The following is an 18,189-nucleotide window of genomic DNA, read 5'->3' on the forward strand; positions in this document are numbered from 1 at the left end:
CAGGCGGGCCGGACCGCGTCCGGGGTGATCAGACGGGAGCGAGCCGGAAGCCGACGCCGCGTACCGAGTGGATCGTCGCCGTGGCGTTGAGACTGGCGAGCTTGCCACGCACCCGGCGGATCACCGAGTGCATGTCGGAGCCCCGGCCGAGGTGCCGGTTGCCCCAGACCTCGAGGTGCAGGCGCTCGTAGGTCCAGACCTGACCGGGCGCGTGCACCAGGCAGAGCAGGACGTCGTGCTCCAGCCGGGTCAGGTCGATCTCCTGGTCGCGCCAGCGCAGCACCCGGCGGTCGGAGTCGACGGCCAGATCCGGTGGTGGTGGCTGTGGGCTCGGCGCCACCTCGGCGAGCGCCACAGCGGTCGGGGGAGCCGGGGCGGGAGGTGCCTCGACCACCCCGAGGAACTCTCGTGCCTGGTCGACTGTCGAGACGATCAGGAAGGCGTCACTGCCGCCGAGCAGCCGGGCCAGATGTCGCCGCTCGGCCGGCGAGGATGCGATGCCGATGACCAGGCTGGCCACTGGAATTCCCTGCATGTGCCAACACCTTCCGGTTCCCCAACTCACTCCGGATGGATTTTTCGCGCCGCCGACCGAAACATCGATCGGCGTCCTGACCCTAGTGGTGGCTGATCTCGGCTGGGTAAAACATAGTTGCATGTAAGCATGTGAATCCCACGGCGCCGTTCAGCCCACCCGGCTCCACCGCCGACGATCCGCTTTTCCGGAAGCGGTGGGGGTGGTTGTGACAGAACCAAGACAATCCGAGCATGGGGTACGGACCTTCCGGGGCGAGCATGGTCGCCATGTCCATCGGATCGTTGTACTCCGTCGGGCGGTCGACGCCCGGTCCGGCGCGACCGCTACCCCACGCCCGCGCGGCGGTGCCGCTGGGGCTTCGACTGCTCGTGGCGGCGCTGTCCGGTCTCGTTGCCCTGACCCTCACCGCCGCCGTCTTCGTGCGGACGTACCCCGGGCAGTGGCTGGACGGCGTGCTCCTGCCGCGCGCCGAGCGGGGCGGAGGGTACGAGCAGCAGACAGTGCTGGTGGGCCCGGCCAAGAGCGTGCTGGCCACCTTCGGCAGCCCGAGCCTCATCGCGGCCCTGCTCGGTGTGGTGCTGCTGGTGGGTGTGCTCCGCCGGCGGCTGGTGGCGGGGGTCGTCGGTGTGGGCCTTGTCGTCTGCGCGGTGCTGCTGGCCGGCGCGGTGAAATCGGAGCTGCCCCGCCCGGATCTCCAGATCCTGAGCTCCACCACTCACAACAGCTTCCCCAGCGGCCATGTCGCGGCGGCGACCGCCCTGCTACTGGCGTTCATGCTGGTCCTGCCCGGGTGGGCCCGGCGCTGGCTGGCGGCGCCGGGCGCGGCGGGTGTCTCGGTGATCGCCTCCGCCACGATGATCGCGGGCTGGCACCGGTTCAGTGACGTGCTCGGTGGCGTACTGCTGGGGGTGACAGTGTTCTGCCTGGCGGCGGCAGCGTTGGCGACCTGGTCCGACGGCCGCGACATGACCGGGGGTTCGGACGGTGGCAGCCTCTGGCGCAGGCTGGCCGAGGCGGGGGTCGGGCTGGTCGTCCTGGTCTGGGCGCTGCTGGTGGTTGTTCCCGGTCTGGCCGCGTCGGTGCAGCGCGGCCTGTTGATCGCCATTGTGGCCGCGGCCGCGTCGACGATGTTCCTGGTGGGCGCTGTGGTGTTCCTGGTGCGTTCGACGGATTTCGCGGTGCCGCTCTCCCCGCGGAGCCCCACGCAGCCACCGCCAGCGACCGAAACCCGAAAGATCTCATGATGGGATACTTGACGACATGTCCCAGGTGCTGTTGATCGAAGACCACCAGACGGTGCGCGACGGACTGCAGTTGGCGCTCACCCGACAGGGCCACACCGTGCATGCCGTGGGCACCGGTGAGCAGGGGTTGGAGCGGCTGCGCACGACCCCGTCCGATGTCGTGGTCCTCGATCTCATGCTGCCCGGGATGGACGGGTTCGAGGTCTGCCGCCGGATCCGGCAGCTCGGCGACCTGCCGATCATCATGCTCACCGCCCGCAACGACGACATGGACGTGGTCGCGGGCCTGGAGGCTGGCGCCGACGACTACGTGGTCAAGCCCGTGCAGGCCCGGGTGCTGGAGGCGCGCATCCGCGCGGTGCTGCGCCGGACCGGTGGCGACTCGCGGCGCGGCGGCGAGCGGACCGGCCTGGAACAGCACGGTGAGTTGACCATCGACCGGGCCGCGCTGGTGGTCAGCAAGGACGGGACGCCGGTCAGCCTCGCCCCGACGGAGCTGCGGCTGCTGCTCGAACTCTCGCACACGCCGGGCCAGGTTCTCAGCCGCCAGCAACTGCTGGAGGCCGTCTGGGAGCACGGCTATCTCGGCGACTCGCGACTCGTGGACGCGTGCGTCCAGCGGGTACGCGCCAAGATCGAGGCCGATTCGTCGGCACCGGTCTACATCCAGACCGTGCGTGGTTTCGGATACCGGTTCGGGCCGCTGTGACACAGTGGCGCCGGGTCGGCGCATGGGTCTCGGGTCTACGGGTCCGGCTCGTCCTGGCGTTCGCGCTGCTCGGCGTGACCACGACGGTGGCGGTGGCTGGTGGCAGCTACTTCCAGGCTCGGACCGTCATCCTCCAGCAGGCGCAGGACGCCGCGGTGATGTCGCTGACCGACCAGCTCACCAAGGTCTACCCGATCGCCCAGCTGCCGCCGACCCAGGACGACCTCGAAGTGTTGGCCCAGCGCCTCAGCGACCGGGAGAGCTTCGCTGTGGTCGTGTACCGGGACATGCGGGCACAGGGCGGCTCCGAACTCGCCGACCCACTCACCCCCGAGCTGCGGCAGGAGGTCCGTGACGGTCGCATCGCCTGGCAGCGGGTCTCACTCGCCGGGGAGCCCGCGCTGCTCATCGGTACCCAGTTGGCGCTGGAGCGCCCGGACGGCACGTCCCGCCCGTCCGGGGTGGAGGTCTACTCGGTGCGCAATCTCGTGCCCGAGCAGCAGAGCATCGACCAGCTCGCCACCAGGGCGTGGTGGACCGGCGGGTTGTCCCTGATCCTCGCCGTCCTGCTGGCCCTGCTGTCCGCCCGCGGCGTCCTGCGACCCGTCCGCGACCTCAGCCGGGCGGCGCGCCGCCTCGGTGAGGGCGACCTGAGCACCCGGCTGACGGTCCGGGGCGCCGACGAGCTGGCGGATGTGGCACGGACCTTCAACGACACCGCGGGCACGCTGGAGCGGCAGGTCGGCGAGCTGCGGCGGTTGGAATCCGACGCCCGGCGCTTCGTTGCCGACGTCTCGCACGAACTCCGGACGCCGCTGGCCGCGATGACGGCGGTCACCGACGTGCTCGACGAGGAGGCGGAACACCTGCCAGGGGACGCGGGCCGAGCCGCACGGCTGGTCAGCCAGGAGACGCAGAACCTCACCCAACTGGTCAACGACCTCATCGAGATCAGCAGGTTCGACTCCGGCACCGCGCGGCTGGCCCTGGACGACGTGGACGTGGCCGCGGCGGTGACAGCGACCCTGCGGATCCGCGGCTGGCTGGGCCGGGTACGAACGGAGTTGCCACCCGGCATCGTGGCCCGACTCGACCCCCGCCGACTGGACGTCATCGTCGCCAACCTGGTCGGCAACGCCTTCCGGCACGGTGCCGAGCCGGTGTCGGTGCGACTCGGCGCCGACCCGGACTGGGTCACCATCGAGGTGGCCGACCGGGGGCCCGGACTGGACGCGGAGGTGTTGCCGCACGTCTTCGACCGCCTCTACAAGGCCGACACCGCGCGAACCCGCTCCGAGGGCAGCGGCCTCGGCCTCGCCATCTCCTGGGAGAACGCGCGGCTGCACCGCCACGGCGAGCGTCGGGGGAGTCTCGTCGCGAGCAACGGCACCCACGGCGGCGCGGTGTTCACCCTCCGCCTGCCCCGCGAAACGGCGGACACCGGAGGTGCGCGGTGACCGGCCGACGAACGGGCCGCGCACTGCTCGCCGGCGGACTGCTCCTGACGCTGCTCGCGGCGGGCTGTGGGGTACAACCCAGCGCTGTCATCACCGGTCGCCCGCCGATCAGCGGCCCCGCCCAGGGCACCTGGCTCTACCTGCTCGGGCAGGGCGAACTGGTGCTGGTTCTCCGCCCGGTCAACACGGCCCCGTCGCCCGCCGCCGCGCTCTCGCTGCTCGCGGCCGGTCCGCAGGAGAACGAACGCGCCCAGGATTTCACCAGCGACGTTCCGGCCGGCCTCGACCCGGTCACCGTCACGGCGGGAGCCGGTCAGGCCGGTGACCTCACGGTGCGGGCGAACATCGCCGCGCAGGCGTTGTCAGCGCACGCGGTCGACCAGATCATCTGCACGACGGTCGCCGCCGCGGCGCAGGTCAGCGCGACGAACACCGCCACCACCGTCGCCATCGTCGGGTCGGACGGCGCCCGAGGGCCCCGGGCGTGCCCGATCAGGTGACCGGGCACCAACTCACACCAGGTGGTCGACCGCTCGGACCGGCCGGGGCAAAGCGCTGTGGTGGCCGTGGTCCTCGTCGGCCAGCGCGCCGGCGATCAGGATGTCGATCAGGGCCGCGAACTCGATGCCGGCCTGCTGCCAGATCTGCGGGAACTGGGACGCGGCGGTGAAGCCGGGGAACGTGTTGACCTCGTTCACGATGGGCTCGAGCGACCCCTCGGTGGGCAGGAAGAAGTCGACCCGCAGCAGTCCACGGCAGTCGAGGGCCTGGAAGGCGCGAATCGCACGGTCCTGGAGCACCTCGGTGGTCGCCGCGTCGAGTGGGGCGGGAATCTGGAAGATCGCCCCGCCGTCGTACTTCGCGTCGTAGTCGAAGAAGCCGGCACCGGTCACCCGGATCTCCAGCGGCGGGCCGGCCTGTACCCGGCCGTCCGGGTGCTGGAGGACCGCCACGTCGATCTCGCGTCCCCGCGCTCCCTGCTCGACGAGCACCTTCGGATCGACCTGGCGGGCCTGCTCCAGCGCGGCGGGAACTCCCGCCCAGTCGTCCACCCTGACGACGCCCAGGCTCGACCCGGCGCGGGCCGGCTTGACAAAGACCGGCAGCTCCAGCCGGCGCTGATCGTCGGGCGACAGGGCCTCGCCGGGACGCAGTGTCACTCCCGGGCTGACCCGCAGGCCCTCCGCCGCGAGGAGCCGCTTGGTGACCCCCTTGTCCATGCCGGCGGCGCTGGCGAAGACGCCGTTGCCGACGTACGGCACGCCGAGCCACTCCAGCAGCGACGACACGGTGCCGTCCTCGCCGTACGGGCCGTGCAGGGCCGGGAACACCACGTCCTGGGCACGCAGGACGCGCAACGCCGCAGGCAGGGGCGTCGGTCGGCCGCCGACGTGCCACCCGCCGTCGCGGTCGATGAGCACCTCGGTGACCTGGTACCGCTCACGGTCCAGGTGGGCGAGGATGCTCGCCGCCGAGCGGCAGGACACGTCGTGCTCGCCGCTCTGCCCGCCGTACAGCACTGCCAGTCGGGTTGTCATGAGTTCCGTGCCCTTCCGTGGAGGTGCTCGCGGGCCACCCGGGCCCCGATGCCGGTCAAGATCTCGTGCGGGTTGGTGTCGGCCCAGCGGGCCCACTCGACCACCGTCGGAGGGTGCTGGTCGCCCTCGGCCGGGCCGAACACCACGACCGGGTCGCCGATCGTCACGGGAAGATCCCCGGCGTCGACCACGCACTGGTCCATGGCGATGCGCCCGACGATCGGGCACCGCCGGCCGGCGAGCCACACCGAGGCGCGGCCACCCGCGGCCCGGGGCAGCCCGTCGGCGTAACCGAGCGGCAGCAGCGCCAGGGTGGTCGGTGTGCCGGTCACGTGCTCGGGCCCGTAGGAGACGCCAGTGCCGGCCGGCACCCGCTTGACGTTGACCACGCTCGTCCGCAGGGTCATCGCGGGGTGCAGCTCGAACCCGCCCGGACCGCTCACGCCGAACGGGTCCACGCCGTAGAGGGCGATCCCGATCCGGCAGAGGTCGAAGCGGGTCCGCGGTGCGCAGAGCGCGGCCGCCGAGTTGGCCAGGTGAACGAGATCAGGATCCAGGCCAGCCGACCGTGCGGTCCGCAGCGCCTCCTCGAAGTTCGCCACCTGACGGGGGAGCGCGGGGGCGCCCGGCAGGTCGGCGTCGGCGAGGTGGGACCACACCCCGCGCACCCGGATCCCACCCTCTCGCTCGTACTTGCGGGCCCAACCGACCAACTCGGGCCAGTCGTCCCCGGCGGCCCCGTTGCGGGACAACCCGGTGTCCGCCTTGAGCTGCACCGTCGCCGGCACGCCGAGCAGACGGGCCGCGTCGGCGACGGCGTGCAGGTGCGTCGTCGTGGACACGCCGACGTCGACGCCACTCTTGATCAACATACCGAAGTCGTCATCCGGGCTGTGCAGCCAGCTCAACGTGGGTGCTGTCACACCCTCCTCGCGCAGGGTCAGCGCCTCGGCCGTCGAGGTCACTCCCAGCCAGGACGCGCCGGCGCGCAGCGCGGCCCGGGCCACCTGCACCGCGCCGTGGCCGAACCCGTCGGCCTTCACCACGGCCATCAGTCCGGTGCCGGTGACCGACGCGATCGTCCGCACGTTGCTGGCGATCGCGTCCAGGTCGATCAGGGCTTCGGCGAGGGCGCTCATCCGGCCGCCTCCACCCGTCGCGAGCCGGGCAGCGCGAACAGCCAGCCCGCGCGGGCCGCCAGCAGCCCGCGGTGAACGGCCAGGCTCAGACCGATCACCAGCCCGCTCAGCAGAACCGGATAACCGAGCACGATCAGGCCCTGAGCGGACCCACCCAGCCCGGAAACCGGTGCGAGCAACAGCCGGTGCAGCAGGGCCAGGACCGGCATGTGAATGACGTAGATCGGCAGGGTGATGCGGCCGAGCCTAGCCAGCGGTTCGCTGAGCGCCGACCACCGCGACAGCCGGGCAGCGGCGGTTATGCCGAAGATCACTGCCACCACGGAGACCGCCGGCCACACCCCGAACCACTGCTGGGCGCCGGTCACCGCCATCGCGGCGAGGGCCAGGACGTAGCCACCCGAGGTGAGCAACAGCCGGCGGCGGGTGGCGGTGGCGGCCCACTGCTGAATCTGCGGCCGCAGGTACAGGCCGGCGAGGAAGAAGACCAGGTTCTGGTAGAGGCCGGCGCGGTTGCCCGGGGTGTCGAGCAGGCCGGCGGCGGCGACGGCGGACAGCGCGGCGGCGGGGACCAGGACCAGCGCCCGGGGCACCCGGCGGGTCAACGTGGCGATCGTGAAGTACAGCGCCAGGGCGTACAGGTACCAGAGGTTGGACGGCGTGATGGTGAGCTGCTCCAGCACGCCGAGCGCCGAGGTGGCCCGGTCGGTCGGCAGTTCCGGCGCGGCGGCGAGGACGACTGTGTGGATCAGCAGCCAGACGGCGTACAGGTAGAGGAACCCGGCGACCCGGCTGCGGGCGACCACCCGCCACGGCCGCTGGGCGGCGTTCGCCGCGAAGAGGCCCGAGATGGTGAAGAACAACGGCATCCGCAGCGGGAGGAACTGCTCACCCAGCATCCCCCAGAACCCCGGCACCGGTACGCCGATGTGCCAGTCGATCTGGAGGTAGTCCTTCACGACGACGTGCCACAGGACGACGAGGATGATGCAGACGCCCTTCGCGGCATCGGCCCACTGCGCCCGGTGTGATCCGGCGGCGGGTGCGGTCGCGGAGGCAGAGGTGGGTCCGGTCCGTTGGCGGTGGCGGAACCGGACGCGTGGCGCGTCGGGCTCCGGCTCGGCGGGCCGGGATTCGGTCGGAGAGAGCTGTTGGATCACCCACCGAAAGCTGCCAGCCGGATATCCGCACGTGATCCACGAATTGTCACGGTCCGGTAATGGACGCCGTCGGACCCGATCCGTGGGCGGTTCCGAGCCGCCCCCGGCGGAAGCCAGGCGGCACTAGGCTCGGTGCGGAGGTGTCGAACATGAAGCTCGGGCTGCACTACTGGAACTACTCGACCCCGGCCGACCCGGCCGCTATCGCACCGACCCTGGCGCAGACGGCGACAGTCGCCGAGCAGGCCGGCGTCGCGTCGTTCACTGTGATGGACCACTTCTTCCAGATGGACGCGGTGTTCGCGGCCGAGGAGCCGATGCTGGAGGCGTACACCACGCTCGGCTACGTCGCGGCCATGACCCAGCGGATGACGCTGGGCGTACTGGTCACCGGGGTGATGTACCGCTACCCGGGGTTGCTCGCCAAGACCGTGACGACCCTCGACGTGCTCTCCGGCGGCCGGGCCCGCCTCGGCATCGGCGCCTCCTGGTACGAGCGGGAGCAGCTCGGGCTGGGTGTGCCGGTCGTCCCGGTGGCCGAGCGGTTCGAGCGGTTGGAGGAGACGCTGCGCATCTGCCTTCAGATGTGGAGTGCCGACGACGGCCCGTTCAACGGAAAGCACTACCAGCTCGCCGAGACCATCAACTCGCCGCAGCCGTTGAGCCGCCCGCGACCGCCCATCATGATCGGCGGTGGCGGCGAGAAGAAGACCCTGCTGCTGGTGGCCCGGTACGCCGACGCCTGCAACCTGTTCGGCCGCGGCGGTAGCGACGACGTCGCGCGCAAGCTGGATGTGCTGCGCGGGCACTGCGCCGCCGAGGGCCGCGACTACGACACCATCGAGAAGACGGTGGTCGCCGCCCAGGCGCCGCTGGACGACACCGACGCGTTCCTCGCCGAGGTGTCCGAGTACGCCGCGCTCGGGGTGAGCGAGGTGCAGGTGACGCCGGATCGGGACCCGATCGAGTTCGCCCGGCGGCTCGGTGACGAGGTGCTGCCCCGGCTGGCCGACATCGACTGAGCCCGCCTCGACCGGCGCGGGTGCCACCGTGAACACATAGCCAATTCCTGGTGGCTCAACGGTGCGCCCGCGCCGTCTGTGGCTCCACAAACGACGTTGCCGGCGAGGATGAGCCGAATCACATACGGTGGTTCGCTTCTACTGCCGGAAATTGTTCGACGACGTGCCAGGTAGCCTCTCCGGGTGTCGCAGATGTTGCCGCTTCTTGTTACCGATCGGTATGACGTCGTCGAGCTCATCGGCCAGGGCGGAATGGGTCGAGTGTGGAAAGCCCGCGACCGAATGCTGCAACGGGACGTCGCCATCAAGGAAATCGTTCCGCCCCCCGGCCTGACCATTGAGGCGCGACAGGAATTGCGGGTCCGCTCACTTCGGGAGGCCCGGGTAATCGCGCAACTCGACCACGTCAACGTCGTCCGGGTCTTCGATGTGCTGTTGAGCGCCGACGGCGACCCGCAGATCGTGATGGAGTACGTGCCGTCCCGTTCGCTGCACGACACGATCACCACCGACGGTCCCGTCCCGCCGGTGCGGGCGGCCGAGATCGGGCTGGCCGTGCTCGGCGCGCTGCGCGCCGCCCACCGCGCCGGGATCATGCACCGCGACGTCAAACCGGCGAACATCCTCGTCGGCGCGGACGACCGGATCGTGCTCACCGACTTCGGCCTGGCCACCGCCGTCGAGGACGTGAACCTCACCCTCAGCGGTGTGGTGCTCGGCTCGCCCGCGTACGTCTCTCCCGAACGGGCCATGCGGGGCACTGTGGGTCCGGAGGGGGATTTCTGGTCGCTCGGCGCGACCCTGTACGCCGCCGTCGAGGGCCAGTCGCCGTACGCCCGGCCGTCGAGTCTGATGAGCCTCACCGCTCTGGTCACCGAGCCGCCGCCCGCGGCGCGACGGGCGGGACCGCTCGCGCCGGTGCTGGCCGGTCTGCTGCGCAAGGACCCGGCCGAGCGGATGGACGCCGACGCGGCCGAGCAGTTGCTCCGGGCGGCGCTGGACGGCACACCCCGGCCGCCCATCGCGGTGATGTGGCGTCCGGCGCCCGCCGCGTCAACGGCGATCACGGCCCATCCGATCGACGCGTCCGACGTACCCCAGTCGTCGGCCCCGGTGGCAGCGGATCGTGCCGGTCGGGGACCGGCCCGCCGACGGCGGACCTGGCTTCTCGGTGGCCTCGCGGCAGTGGTCGCGCTCGGCCTGGCGGTCGGGGTTCCGCTGGCCACCCGCCGTGCGTCGCGGCCGGCCGGGGGAGGGGCCGAGTTGGTGGACGCCGCAGTGCCGGGTGCGCCGTCGACGCCCGGTGCCGCATCGACGACCGCTGCGCTCCGACCGATCTCGTGGTCGGTCTACCGGGACGGCAGCGGCTTCTCGATGCCGGCGCCGCGCGACTGGCAGATCGTCCGGCGCGGGCAGCGGGTCGAACTGCACGAGCCGGGCGGCGAACGGATGCTGGTCGTCAGCCAGACCGACTCGCCGCGCACCGACCCGTTGGCCGAACTGGCCGGCCCGGCCGTCGGTGAGCGGTACCGCGACTACCGCCGGGTCGAGCTGCTCGCCGTCAACTACCAGCTCAAGGCCGCCGACCTGGAGTGGGTTTACACCAGCGAGGCGGGCACCGCGATGCGCGGGCGCCAGCGCACCTTCACGACGGAGAAGCGTCAGGGTTACAGCATCGCCTGGTTGACACCCGAGTCCGCCTGGGCGGTCGCCGGGACGGACGCGTTCCGGGAGATCACCGCGGGTTTCCGGCCGGCGTCGACGGCGGGTGGGGCCACCCCGTCGGCCACGCCGGACCGTCGAGTGTCACCGACCCCGAGCGTGCCCCCGACGCGGTCGGGCAGCCGGCTCGTCGGGGTGGCGAGCAAGCGGTGCCTGGACGTCAGCGCGCCGGAATCACCCGACCCGGTCCGGCTCGGGATCTGGGACTGCCGGGACGACCGCGCCTCCCACCAGCTCTGGGCGATGCGCTCGGACCGGAGCATGCAGTTGGGTGGGCGTTGCCTGGACGTGCTGTCCGCGTCCAGCGACGCCGGAGCGGCGATCCAGCTCACCACCTGCAACACGACCCCGGCGCAACAGTTCACACTGAACGAGGCCGGGCAACTCGTCAACGCGCACAGCGGACTGTGCCTGGGCACTGTCGGCCAGAGCACCGCGAACGGCGCGATGATCGAGCAGCGCAGCTGTAGCGCCGGCACGAGCCATCTGCAGTGGACCCGGCGATAGCGCCCGGACACCGACGAGGGTCGTCCTCCTGGTGACACGGAGGACGGCCCTCGTCGGTGGTTGGGTCAGGCGACCGCTGCGGGGAACCGCTCCCAGACGCGGTGCGCGGCCATCAACTGCTGCACCGCGGTCAGGGCCTCGGCGCCCGAGCCCGCCGCCACGACGCCCGGGGTGCCGGCGACGCCGGCCTGCTCCAGCACCGTGACACCTGCGCCCCAGGCACCGATCGCCTTGGCGTGCCGCCAGCACTCCTCGACGAGCAGCAGCACGCGGGGGTCCACGGTGGCCGGTTCCGGCGTGCCCGCCTTGGCGTCGCGGGCCGGTAGGGCATCCGGTGCGGGCGCCGGCGCTCCGGCCAGCAGGACCGCGTCGAACTCGACCGATCGGCCGGTGGCGAAGGTGCGCTGCACCGACAGGTCGCCCACCATGCCGCCGTGCGGGGCGATCAGCAGCGGCACCATGCCGGCGCTGAACACGGCCCGGCGGACCTCGTCGACGCCGTCCAGGTCGCCGGAGGGGTCGACGACGATCCCGACCATCCGGCCGTCGCTCGGCCACTCCCGACCGACCTGCGACAGCGCCGGGCTGGGCGTGACGTCGGGGAGCGGCACTGTCGGCTGGGGTGCGGGCAGGCCCAGGCCGGTGGCGACCTGCTCGCACAGCACCGGGTCGATGTTGGCGAGGCTCCGCAGCTGACGCTCCTTGATCGCCTGGTGGTAGCACTTACCCAGCTCGAAGGTGTACGCCCGGATGATGTGTTCCTTCTCGACCGGCGACATGCTCAGCCAGAACAGGCGGACCTGGCTGTAGTGGTCGTCGAACGAGGCCGGGTTCGCGCGTACCTTCGGCGCCTGCGCGACAGTGACCGGCACGTCGACGAAGGCGTGCTCGGCGTCCCCGGCGGGGAACGGGTTGCCGCCGTCGAGCGAGTTCGGTCGGTACGGCGCGACGCCGGCGTGCACGGCGTGCTGGTGGAAGCCGTCGCGCAGCATGTCGTTCACGGCGGCGTGCGGGCGGTTGATCGGGATCTGCGTGAAGTTCGGCCCGCCCAGCCGGGTGAGCTGCGTGTCGACGTACGAGAAGAGCCGGCCCTGCAACAGCGGGTCGTTGGTGACGTCGATGCCCGGGGGCAGGTGACCGAGGTGGAAGGCGACCTGTTCGGTCTCGGCGAAGAAGTTCGTCGGCGTCCGGTTGAGCACCAGCCGCCCGATGGGCTGCACCTCGGCCAACTCCTCCGGCACGATCTTCGTTGGGTCCAGCAGGTCGATGCCGGCGAAGGTCTCCTCCGGAGTGTCCGGGAAGACCTGGATGCCCAGTTCCCACTCGGGGTACGCGCCGGCCTCGATGGCGTCGTAGAGGTCGCGGCGGTGGAAGTCCGGGTCGATGCCGCCGATCAGCTGGGCCTCCTCCCAGGTCAGCGAGTGCACGCCCAGCTTCGGCTTCCAGTGGAACTTGGCCAGCACCGTCTCCCCGGCCTCGTTGACGAGGCGGAAGGTGTGCACGCCGAAGCCCTCCATCGTCCGGTACGAGCGCGGAATGCCCCGGTCGGACATGTTCCAGATGGTGTGGTGTTGCGCCTCGGTGTGCAGCGACACGAAGTCCCAGAAGGTGTCGTGGGCGCTCTGCGCCTGCGGGATCTCCCGGTCGGGGTGCGGCTTGCCGGCGTGGATGATGTCCGGGAACTTGATGGCGTCCTGGATGAAGAAGACCGGGATGTTGTTGCCGACCAGGTCGAAGGTGCCCTCGTCGGTGTAGAACTTCGTGGCGAAGCCACGGGTGTCGCGGACGGTGTCGGCGGAACCCCGCGAACCGAGCACCGTGGAGAACCTGACGAAGACGTCGGTCTCGCGTCCCTTCTTGAGGAAGCCGGCCCTGGTGACGGCCTCGGCGGTGCCGTACGCGGTGAACACCCCGTGCGCGCCGGCGCCTCGGGCGTGCACCACACGCTCCGGAATGCGCTCGTGGTCGAAGTGCGTGATCTTCTCGCGGAGGTGGTGGTCCTGCAGGAGCACCGGGCCGCGCGGGCCGGCCTTGAGCGAGTGGTCGGTGTCGCGCAGCCGCGCCCCGTTCGCGGTCGTGAGGTAGGCCCCCTGCTGACCGTTCGCGATCGTCGGCGCGCCGGTCTGCGCGCCGGTTGGCGTGCGCGTCTGCGGTGCCCCCTGTTCCGGCTTCGGCGGCAGCGGGTCGTGCGGCGTCGTCGGCTCCTCGAGCGGCGGTGGCGCGCTCCCCGGCGCACCGGGGATGTCCGGGGTGAGGGCGTCGGCGATCTTTCCTGAGGCGGTCTTCACGACGTTCTTGACTGCCTCGGCGGGCTTGCTGGAATCCACTGAATGAACCTCTCCATGGCGCGTGTGCGGGCCGGCGCCTGCCCTGCTACCCCAGGTCAGAGGGTCGAAACACGACTCATCTCGGCATCCTGCGCCGGGACTGGTGATTTCGCCGATGCCGGGATCGGCCAAGCAGCCAAAACTGACATACGTCGATATCCCTCGACTTTAGGGAGTGCCCGACGTGTCCTCACCAACCACCACCCGTCCCCGTTCCGTCGCAGCCCGCGCCACCCGGCTCGCCTTGGCCGCCGTCCTGGCCGCCGGTGGCATCCTGGCCGGATCCCCCGGCGCCGCCCAGGCCGCCGGCCCGTACGACAGGGGCCCCGCCCCGACCACAGCGATCCTGGAGGCAAGCCGCGGCCCGTTCGCGACGTCCTCGCAGAGCGTGTCCTCGCTGAGCGTCACCGGCTTCGGCGGCGGCGTCATCTACTACCCGACCAGCACCAGCGAGGGCACCTTCGGCGCCATCGCCATCTCGCCCGGTTACACCGCCGCCTGGTCCAGCATCAGCTGGCTCGGACCGCGCATCGCCTCGCACGGCTTCGTGGTGATCGGCATCGAGACCAACAGTCGGCTGGACCAGCCGGCCAGCCGGGGTCGGCAGCTCCTCGCCGCGCTCGACTACCTCACCCAGCGCAGCTCGGTGCGGACCCGGATCGACAGCAGTCGACTTGCTGTGGCCGGTCACTCCATGGGTGGCGGGGGCAGCCTGGAGGCGGCCTCGTCGCGGCCGTCCTTGCAGGCCGCGGTGCCACTGGCGCCGTGGAACACGGACAAGAGCTGGTCCGAGTTGCGGGTGCCCACGCTGATCGTGGGCGGGGAGAGCGACAGCGTCGCGCCGGTCTCGTCGCACTCGGTGCCCTTCTACAACAGCATCCCGGCCTCCGCCGAGAAGGCGTACCTGGAGCTGAACGGGGCGAGCCACTTCTTCCCGCAGAGCACCAACACGCCGACCGCGCGGCAGATGGTGGCCTGGTTGAAGCGGTTCGTCGACGACGACACCCGCTACGAGCAGTTCCTCTGCCCCGGCCCGAGCGGCTCGCAGATCCAGGAGTACCGCAACACCTGTCCCAGCGCCTGACGGCGGTCACGGGGCGGTCGCCGCTGGCGGCCGCCCCGTCCACGTGCGTAAAGGGCCATTGAAGGTCTTGACGCCAAACCCGAGAAACGTACACTGCGAGTGTAAATAAACACCCGCCACGACAGAGGGATGGGTGATGGAGCGCGGCCTCGAACTGCACCACATCGGCGTCCGTTTCGGCGGCCTCACCGCCCTCGACGACGTGTCCCTGCGGGTGCCACCCAACCGGGTGGTCGGCGTCATCGGGCCCAACGGCGCCGGCAAGACCACGCTGTTCAACGTGATCTGCGGCTTCGTCGCACCGGAGACGGGTTCACTCACCCTCGACGGCCGGCCGCTGCGGCCACGGCCGCACCGGCTGACCCGGCTCGGCATCGCCCGGACCCTCCAGGGCACCGGCCTCTTCGCCGGGCTGAGCGTGCTGGAGAACGTGATGACCGGCGCTTCGCACACCGCCCGTGCCGGCTTCGTCCCGGCGTTGCTCGGGCTGCCGGCCAGCGACCGCGACGAGCGCCGGCTGCGCGGGGACGCGCTGGCCATCCTCGACGAGTTGGGCATCGCCGAGCACGCCGGAGCCGCGCCGACCACCCTGCCCTTCGCCGTACGCCAGCGGGTCGCCCTGGCCCGCGCGCTCGCCGCCCGGCCCCGGCTGCTCCTGCTCGACGAGCCGGCCGGTGGCCTCGGGGCGGACGACATCGCCGAGCTGGCGGAGCTGGTCCGGCAACTGCCCCGACGGGACACCGACCCCTGCGCCGTGCTCCTGGTCGAGCACCACATGGACCTGGTGATGGCCGTCTGCGACGAACTCGTGGTCCTCGACTTCGGCCGGGTCATCGCCGCCGGCACCCCGGACGAGATCCGCGACGACCCGGCGGTCACCGACGCGTACCTCGGTGCCACAGTCGAGGAGGAGGTCTCCCCATGAGCGGCACCGACCTTCTCGTCGTGCGAGGGCTGGTCGCCGGTTACGGCGCCGCGCCCGTGTTGCGGGCCATCGACCTCACCATCCCCGCCGGCACGATCGCCGCTGTCGTCGGCGCCAACGGCGCCGGCAAGACCACCCTCCTGCGCGCGCTCTCCGGCATGATCCGCCCGGCCGCCGGCCAGGTCCTGCTGGCCGGTGAGGACCTTCGCGGTACGCCGGTGGAGCAGCTCGTCCGACGCGGCATGGCGCACGTCCCGGAGGGCCGGGGCGTGATCAGCGAGCTGACCGTCGACGAGAACCTGCGGCTGGGCGGCCTGTGGCGGCGCGACCGGGCCGACGCCGGGCGGGCCCTCGACGAGGTCTACCAGCTCTTCGAGCCGCTGGCCCGACGCCGCCGGCACCTCGGTCACCAGCTCTCCGGCGGCGAGCGGCAGATGCTCGCGCTCGGTCGGGCCCTGGTCGGCCGCCCCCGTCTGCTGTTGCTGGACGAGCCGTCGCTCGGCCTGGCGCCACGGGTGGTCGCCCGGACCATGGCCCTGCTCCGCCAACTGCGTGACCGGACCGGGCTGACCGTCCTGCTGGTCGAGCAGAACGTGCGCAGCGCGCTCGCCGTCGCCGACCAGGGCGTCGTGATGTCCCTCGGTCGGGTGGTGATCGCCGCCCCGGCGGTGCAGCTACGCGACGACGTCGACCTGCGCCACGCGTACCTCGGTTTCTGACCACCACCATCTCGTCCCCCGGAGGGAGGACTGTTGGACCGCTTCGTCTTCCTCACCGTCGACGGCCTGTCCCGGGGCGCGGTGTACGCCGCGTTCGCGCTGGCCCTGGTGCTCATCTGGCGGGCGGCGCGGGTCGTCAACTTCGCCCAGGGGGCGATGGCCGTCGCCGCCGCGTACGTCGCCTACACGGTCAGCACCGCTACCGGTTCCTACTGGCTGGGCTTCGTGGTCGCGATCGTCGCCGGCCTGCTGCTCGGTGCGCTGGTGGACCGGGTGGTGATGCGGCACGTCGACCACGCCTCACCGCTCAACCCGGTGATCGTCGCGCTCGGGCTGGTGCTGCTGATCCAGGCCGTGCTCGGCATGGTGTACGGCAGCGAGTTCCGCCCCGCCGAGGCCCCGTTCAGCCGGTCCGCCCTCACCGTGGGCGGGGTCGCCGTGCTGTCCCCGTACGACCTGTTCGTCTTCGCCACGATCGGCGTGGTGGTCAGTGGCCTGGCCTGGATGTTCGCGCGTACCCCGGTGGGGTTGCGGATGCGCGCGGCGGCCTTCGCTCCGGAGGTCTCCCGGCTGCTCGGGGTCAATGTCGGTGGGATGCTGACCCTCGGCTGGGCGCTCGCCTCCGGGGTGGGCGCGTTGGCCGCCATGCTGGTCCTACCGACCGAGCTGGGCCTGCACCCGCACGCGATGGACCTGGTGTTCGTCTCGGCGTTCACCGCGGCGGTGGTCGGCGGGCTGGACAGTCCACCGGGGGCGGTGGTCGGTGGGCTGGTGGTGGGGTTGCTGCTCTCCTACGTGAGCGGCTACGCCGGCAGTGACCTCACCCCGCTCGCGGTGCTGGTCCTGCTGCTGGCGGTGCTGCTGGTCCGGCCCGGTGGGCTGTTCGCCCCGGTCGCGGCGAGGCGGGTGTGAGCGCCACGAGGGCGGCAGTGCCGCCGAGGGAGCAGCTCGACGACCCGGGCGGCCGACCGGTCGACAGCCGACGCGGCTCCACACTGCTGCGCCACCTCGCCGTGGTGGCGGCCGCCGGGCTGCTGCTGGTGGCGGTCAGCTACTCCGTCGAGCCGTTCCGCAACTTCCAGCTCGCCACGGTGGCGGCCTACCTCTGCGCGACCGCCGGGCTGACCGTCCTCACCGGGCTCAACGGTCAACTGTCGCTCGGACACGGCGCGCTGATGGCCACCGGGGCTTACACGGTGGCGCTGTGCCAGACCGCGTTCGCCGACCGGGGGATGACCGGCGGCTGGCTGTTGCCGCTGTCGTTGGCTGCGGCGATCGTCAGCACCGTCGCGGTCGGCGCGGTGGTCGGTGTGGCGGCGGCCCGGCTGCGCGGCCCTTATCTGGCCGGGGTCACCCTCGCGGTGGCAGTGGTGGTGCCGGCGCTGGCGGTCACCTTCGACGGCGTGTTCAACGGAGAGCAGGGGCTGTCGGTGCCGGTGGAGCCGCCACCGCTGTCGCTCGGCCCGTACTTCCCGTACGAGCGGTGGCAGCTCTGGGTCACCGGCGCGGCCACCCTGCTCGCGTTGCTGCTGTTGGCGAACCTGATCCGCAGCCGGTACGGGCGTACCTTCCGGGCGGTCCGCGACGACGAGGTGGCGGCCCGTCTGGCCGGCATCCACGTGGCCCGCACCCAGGTCCTCGCGTTCGTGGTCAGCGCCGCCACCGCCGGGCTCGGCGGTGCGCTGCTGGCGGTGCTCGCGCAAAGCGTCTCACCCGGCGCGTTCTCGCTGACCCTGTCGCTGTTCCTGCTGATGGCCGTGGTGATCGGTGGCCTGGGTCGACTGACCGGTGCGCTGTGGGGGGCCGTCCTGCTGGTCGCCCTGCCCGATCTGACCCACTCGGTGACCGAGATGCTCACGCTCTCGCCCGCTGTGGCGCAGCGGCTGGAGGGCAACCTCCCCCTGGCGATCTTCGGTCTCACCCTGATCGTCGTCATGATCGCCGCCCCCGGCGGTGTGCAGGGTCTGCTGTCGCGTCTCGGCCGGGCGTTGCTGGCCAGGCGGCCGACCCGGCGTTCCTGAGCTGTCCTCGGTCCGGCCTCGGCCGGGCGCCCCACCACCACACCGTTCCCCACAGAAAACCGGACCGAGAAAGGTCG

Annotated in this window: 16 protein-coding genes and 1 pseudogene; 12 read left to right on the plus strand and 5 right to left on the minus strand. The window is 71.6% G+C overall.

Annotation, left to right across the window (positions count from 1 at the left end):
- Positions 1–28: 28 nt before the first annotated feature.
- A complete protein-coding gene (locus OG992_RS02605; protein WP_238682551.1) occupies positions 29–535 on the minus strand; it encodes a winged helix-turn-helix domain-containing protein in 507 nt (168 codons plus the stop codon).
- A gap of 233 nt (positions 536–768) precedes the next feature.
- Between OG992_RS02605 and OG992_RS02610 the strand changes: the two genes are divergently transcribed.
- From OG992_RS02610 to OG992_RS02625, 4 genes are read left to right on the plus strand one after another with little or no spacing between them, the layout of a single operon-like run.
- Positions 769–1,782 (plus strand): phosphatase PAP2 family protein, encoded by a 1,014-nt coding sequence (locus tag OG992_RS02610; RefSeq protein ID WP_266302220.1) that lies wholly within the window; start codon positions 769–771, stop codon positions 1,780–1,782.
- A 16-nt stretch (positions 1,783–1,798) separates the two neighbouring features.
- Complete coding sequence (locus OG992_RS02615; RefSeq protein WP_238682549.1) at positions 1,799–2,491, plus strand: response regulator transcription factor; 693 nt, start codon at positions 1,799–1,801, stop codon at positions 2,489–2,491.
- Complete coding sequence (locus tag OG992_RS02620; RefSeq protein WP_238682548.1) at positions 2,488–3,948, plus strand: sensor histidine kinase; 1,461 nt, start codon at positions 2,488–2,490, stop codon at positions 3,946–3,948. Before OG992_RS02615 ends, OG992_RS02620 begins: the two co-directional genes overlap by 4 nt.
- Positions 3,945–4,448: a hypothetical protein gene (locus tag OG992_RS02625; protein ID WP_238682547.1), complete on the plus strand. Its 504-nt coding sequence runs from the start codon at positions 3,945–3,947 to the stop codon at positions 4,446–4,448. The genes OG992_RS02620 and OG992_RS02625 overlap by 4 nt, the downstream gene beginning before the upstream one ends.
- A 12-nt stretch (positions 4,449–4,460) precedes the next feature.
- Here the strand turns inward: OG992_RS02625 and OG992_RS02630 are convergent, their stop codons facing one another.
- Genes OG992_RS02630 through OG992_RS02640 form a run of 3 tightly spaced genes read right to left on the minus strand, consistent with a single transcriptional unit; the run spans position 4,461 to position 7,785 of the window.
- On the minus strand, positions 4,461–5,486 hold the full coding sequence (locus OG992_RS02630) for a D-alanine--D-alanine ligase family protein (protein WP_266302221.1): 1,026 nt from the start codon (positions 5,484–5,486) through the stop codon (positions 4,461–4,463).
- Complete coding sequence (alr, locus tag OG992_RS02635) at positions 5,483–6,625, minus strand: alanine racemase (protein WP_266302222.1); 1,143 nt, start codon at positions 6,623–6,625, stop codon at positions 5,483–5,485. Before alr ends, OG992_RS02630 begins: the two co-directional genes overlap by 4 nt.
- Positions 6,622–7,785 carry an acyltransferase gene (locus OG992_RS02640; RefSeq protein WP_266302223.1) on the minus strand — a complete coding sequence of 388 codons (1,164 nt, stop codon included), beginning with the start codon at positions 7,783–7,785 and terminating at the stop codon, positions 6,622–6,624. Before OG992_RS02640 ends, alr begins: the two co-directional genes overlap by 4 nt.
- A 149-nt stretch (positions 7,786–7,934) precedes the next feature.
- Here OG992_RS02640 and OG992_RS02645 point away from each other — a divergent pair, with 149 nt between their 5' ends.
- From OG992_RS02645 to OG992_RS02655, 3 genes and pseudogenes are all read left to right on the plus strand, one after another.
- The gene (locus tag OG992_RS02645) at positions 7,935–8,807 is read left to right on the plus strand and encodes an LLM class F420-dependent oxidoreductase (protein ID WP_266302224.1); all 873 of its coding nucleotides are present in this window, start codon (positions 7,935–7,937) and stop codon (positions 8,805–8,807) included.
- A gap of 183 nt (positions 8,808–8,990) precedes the next feature.
- Positions 8,991–10,571 (plus strand): annotated as a pseudogene (locus tag OG992_RS02650) (protein kinase); the annotation flags it as partial.
- A gap of 93 nt (positions 10,572–10,664) precedes the next feature.
- Positions 10,665–11,036, plus strand: coding sequence for an RICIN domain-containing protein (locus tag OG992_RS02655; RefSeq protein WP_266305132.1), 372 nt, complete (start codon positions 10,665–10,667; stop codon positions 11,034–11,036).
- A gap of 65 nt (positions 11,037–11,101) precedes the next feature.
- On the opposite strand, the gene OG992_RS02660 is transcribed toward OG992_RS02655, so the two are convergent.
- Positions 11,102–13,363, minus strand: coding sequence for a catalase (locus tag OG992_RS02660; protein ID WP_323181769.1), 2,262 nt, complete (start codon positions 13,361–13,363; stop codon positions 11,102–11,104).
- A gap of 184 nt (positions 13,364–13,547) precedes the next feature.
- Here OG992_RS02660 and OG992_RS02665 point away from each other — a divergent pair, with 184 nt between their 5' ends.
- The 5 genes from OG992_RS02665 (at position 13,548) to OG992_RS02685 (ending at position 18,112) form a co-directional block, all read left to right on the plus strand.
- The gene (locus OG992_RS02665; RefSeq protein ID WP_238682542.1) at positions 13,548–14,447 is read left to right on the plus strand and encodes an alpha/beta hydrolase; all 900 of its coding nucleotides are present in this window, start codon (positions 13,548–13,550) and stop codon (positions 14,445–14,447) included.
- Between the two features lie 136 nt (positions 14,448–14,583).
- Positions 14,584–15,372, plus strand: a complete 789-nt coding sequence (locus OG992_RS02670) for an ABC transporter ATP-binding protein (RefSeq protein WP_266302225.1) — start codon at positions 14,584–14,586, stop codon at positions 15,370–15,372.
- A complete protein-coding gene (locus OG992_RS02675; protein WP_238682540.1) occupies positions 15,369–16,091 on the plus strand; it encodes an ABC transporter ATP-binding protein in 723 nt (240 codons plus the stop codon). Before OG992_RS02670 ends, OG992_RS02675 begins: the two co-directional genes overlap by 4 nt.
- Before the next feature lie 33 nt (positions 16,092–16,124).
- Positions 16,125–17,003 carry a branched-chain amino acid ABC transporter permease gene (locus OG992_RS02680; RefSeq protein WP_091399163.1) on the plus strand — a complete coding sequence of 293 codons (879 nt, stop codon included), beginning with the start codon at positions 16,125–16,127 and terminating at the stop codon, positions 17,001–17,003.
- Positions 17,000–18,112 carry a branched-chain amino acid ABC transporter permease gene (locus OG992_RS02685; RefSeq protein ID WP_266302226.1) on the plus strand — a complete coding sequence of 371 codons (1,113 nt, stop codon included), beginning with the start codon at positions 17,000–17,002 and terminating at the stop codon, positions 18,110–18,112. Before OG992_RS02680 ends, OG992_RS02685 begins: the two co-directional genes overlap by 4 nt.
- Positions 18,113–18,189 lie beyond the last annotated feature (77 nt).

The organism is Micromonospora sp. NBC_00362 (assembly GCF_026342155.1).
GTDB lineage: Bacteria > Actinomycetota > Actinomycetes > Mycobacteriales > Micromonosporaceae > Micromonospora > Micromonospora hortensis.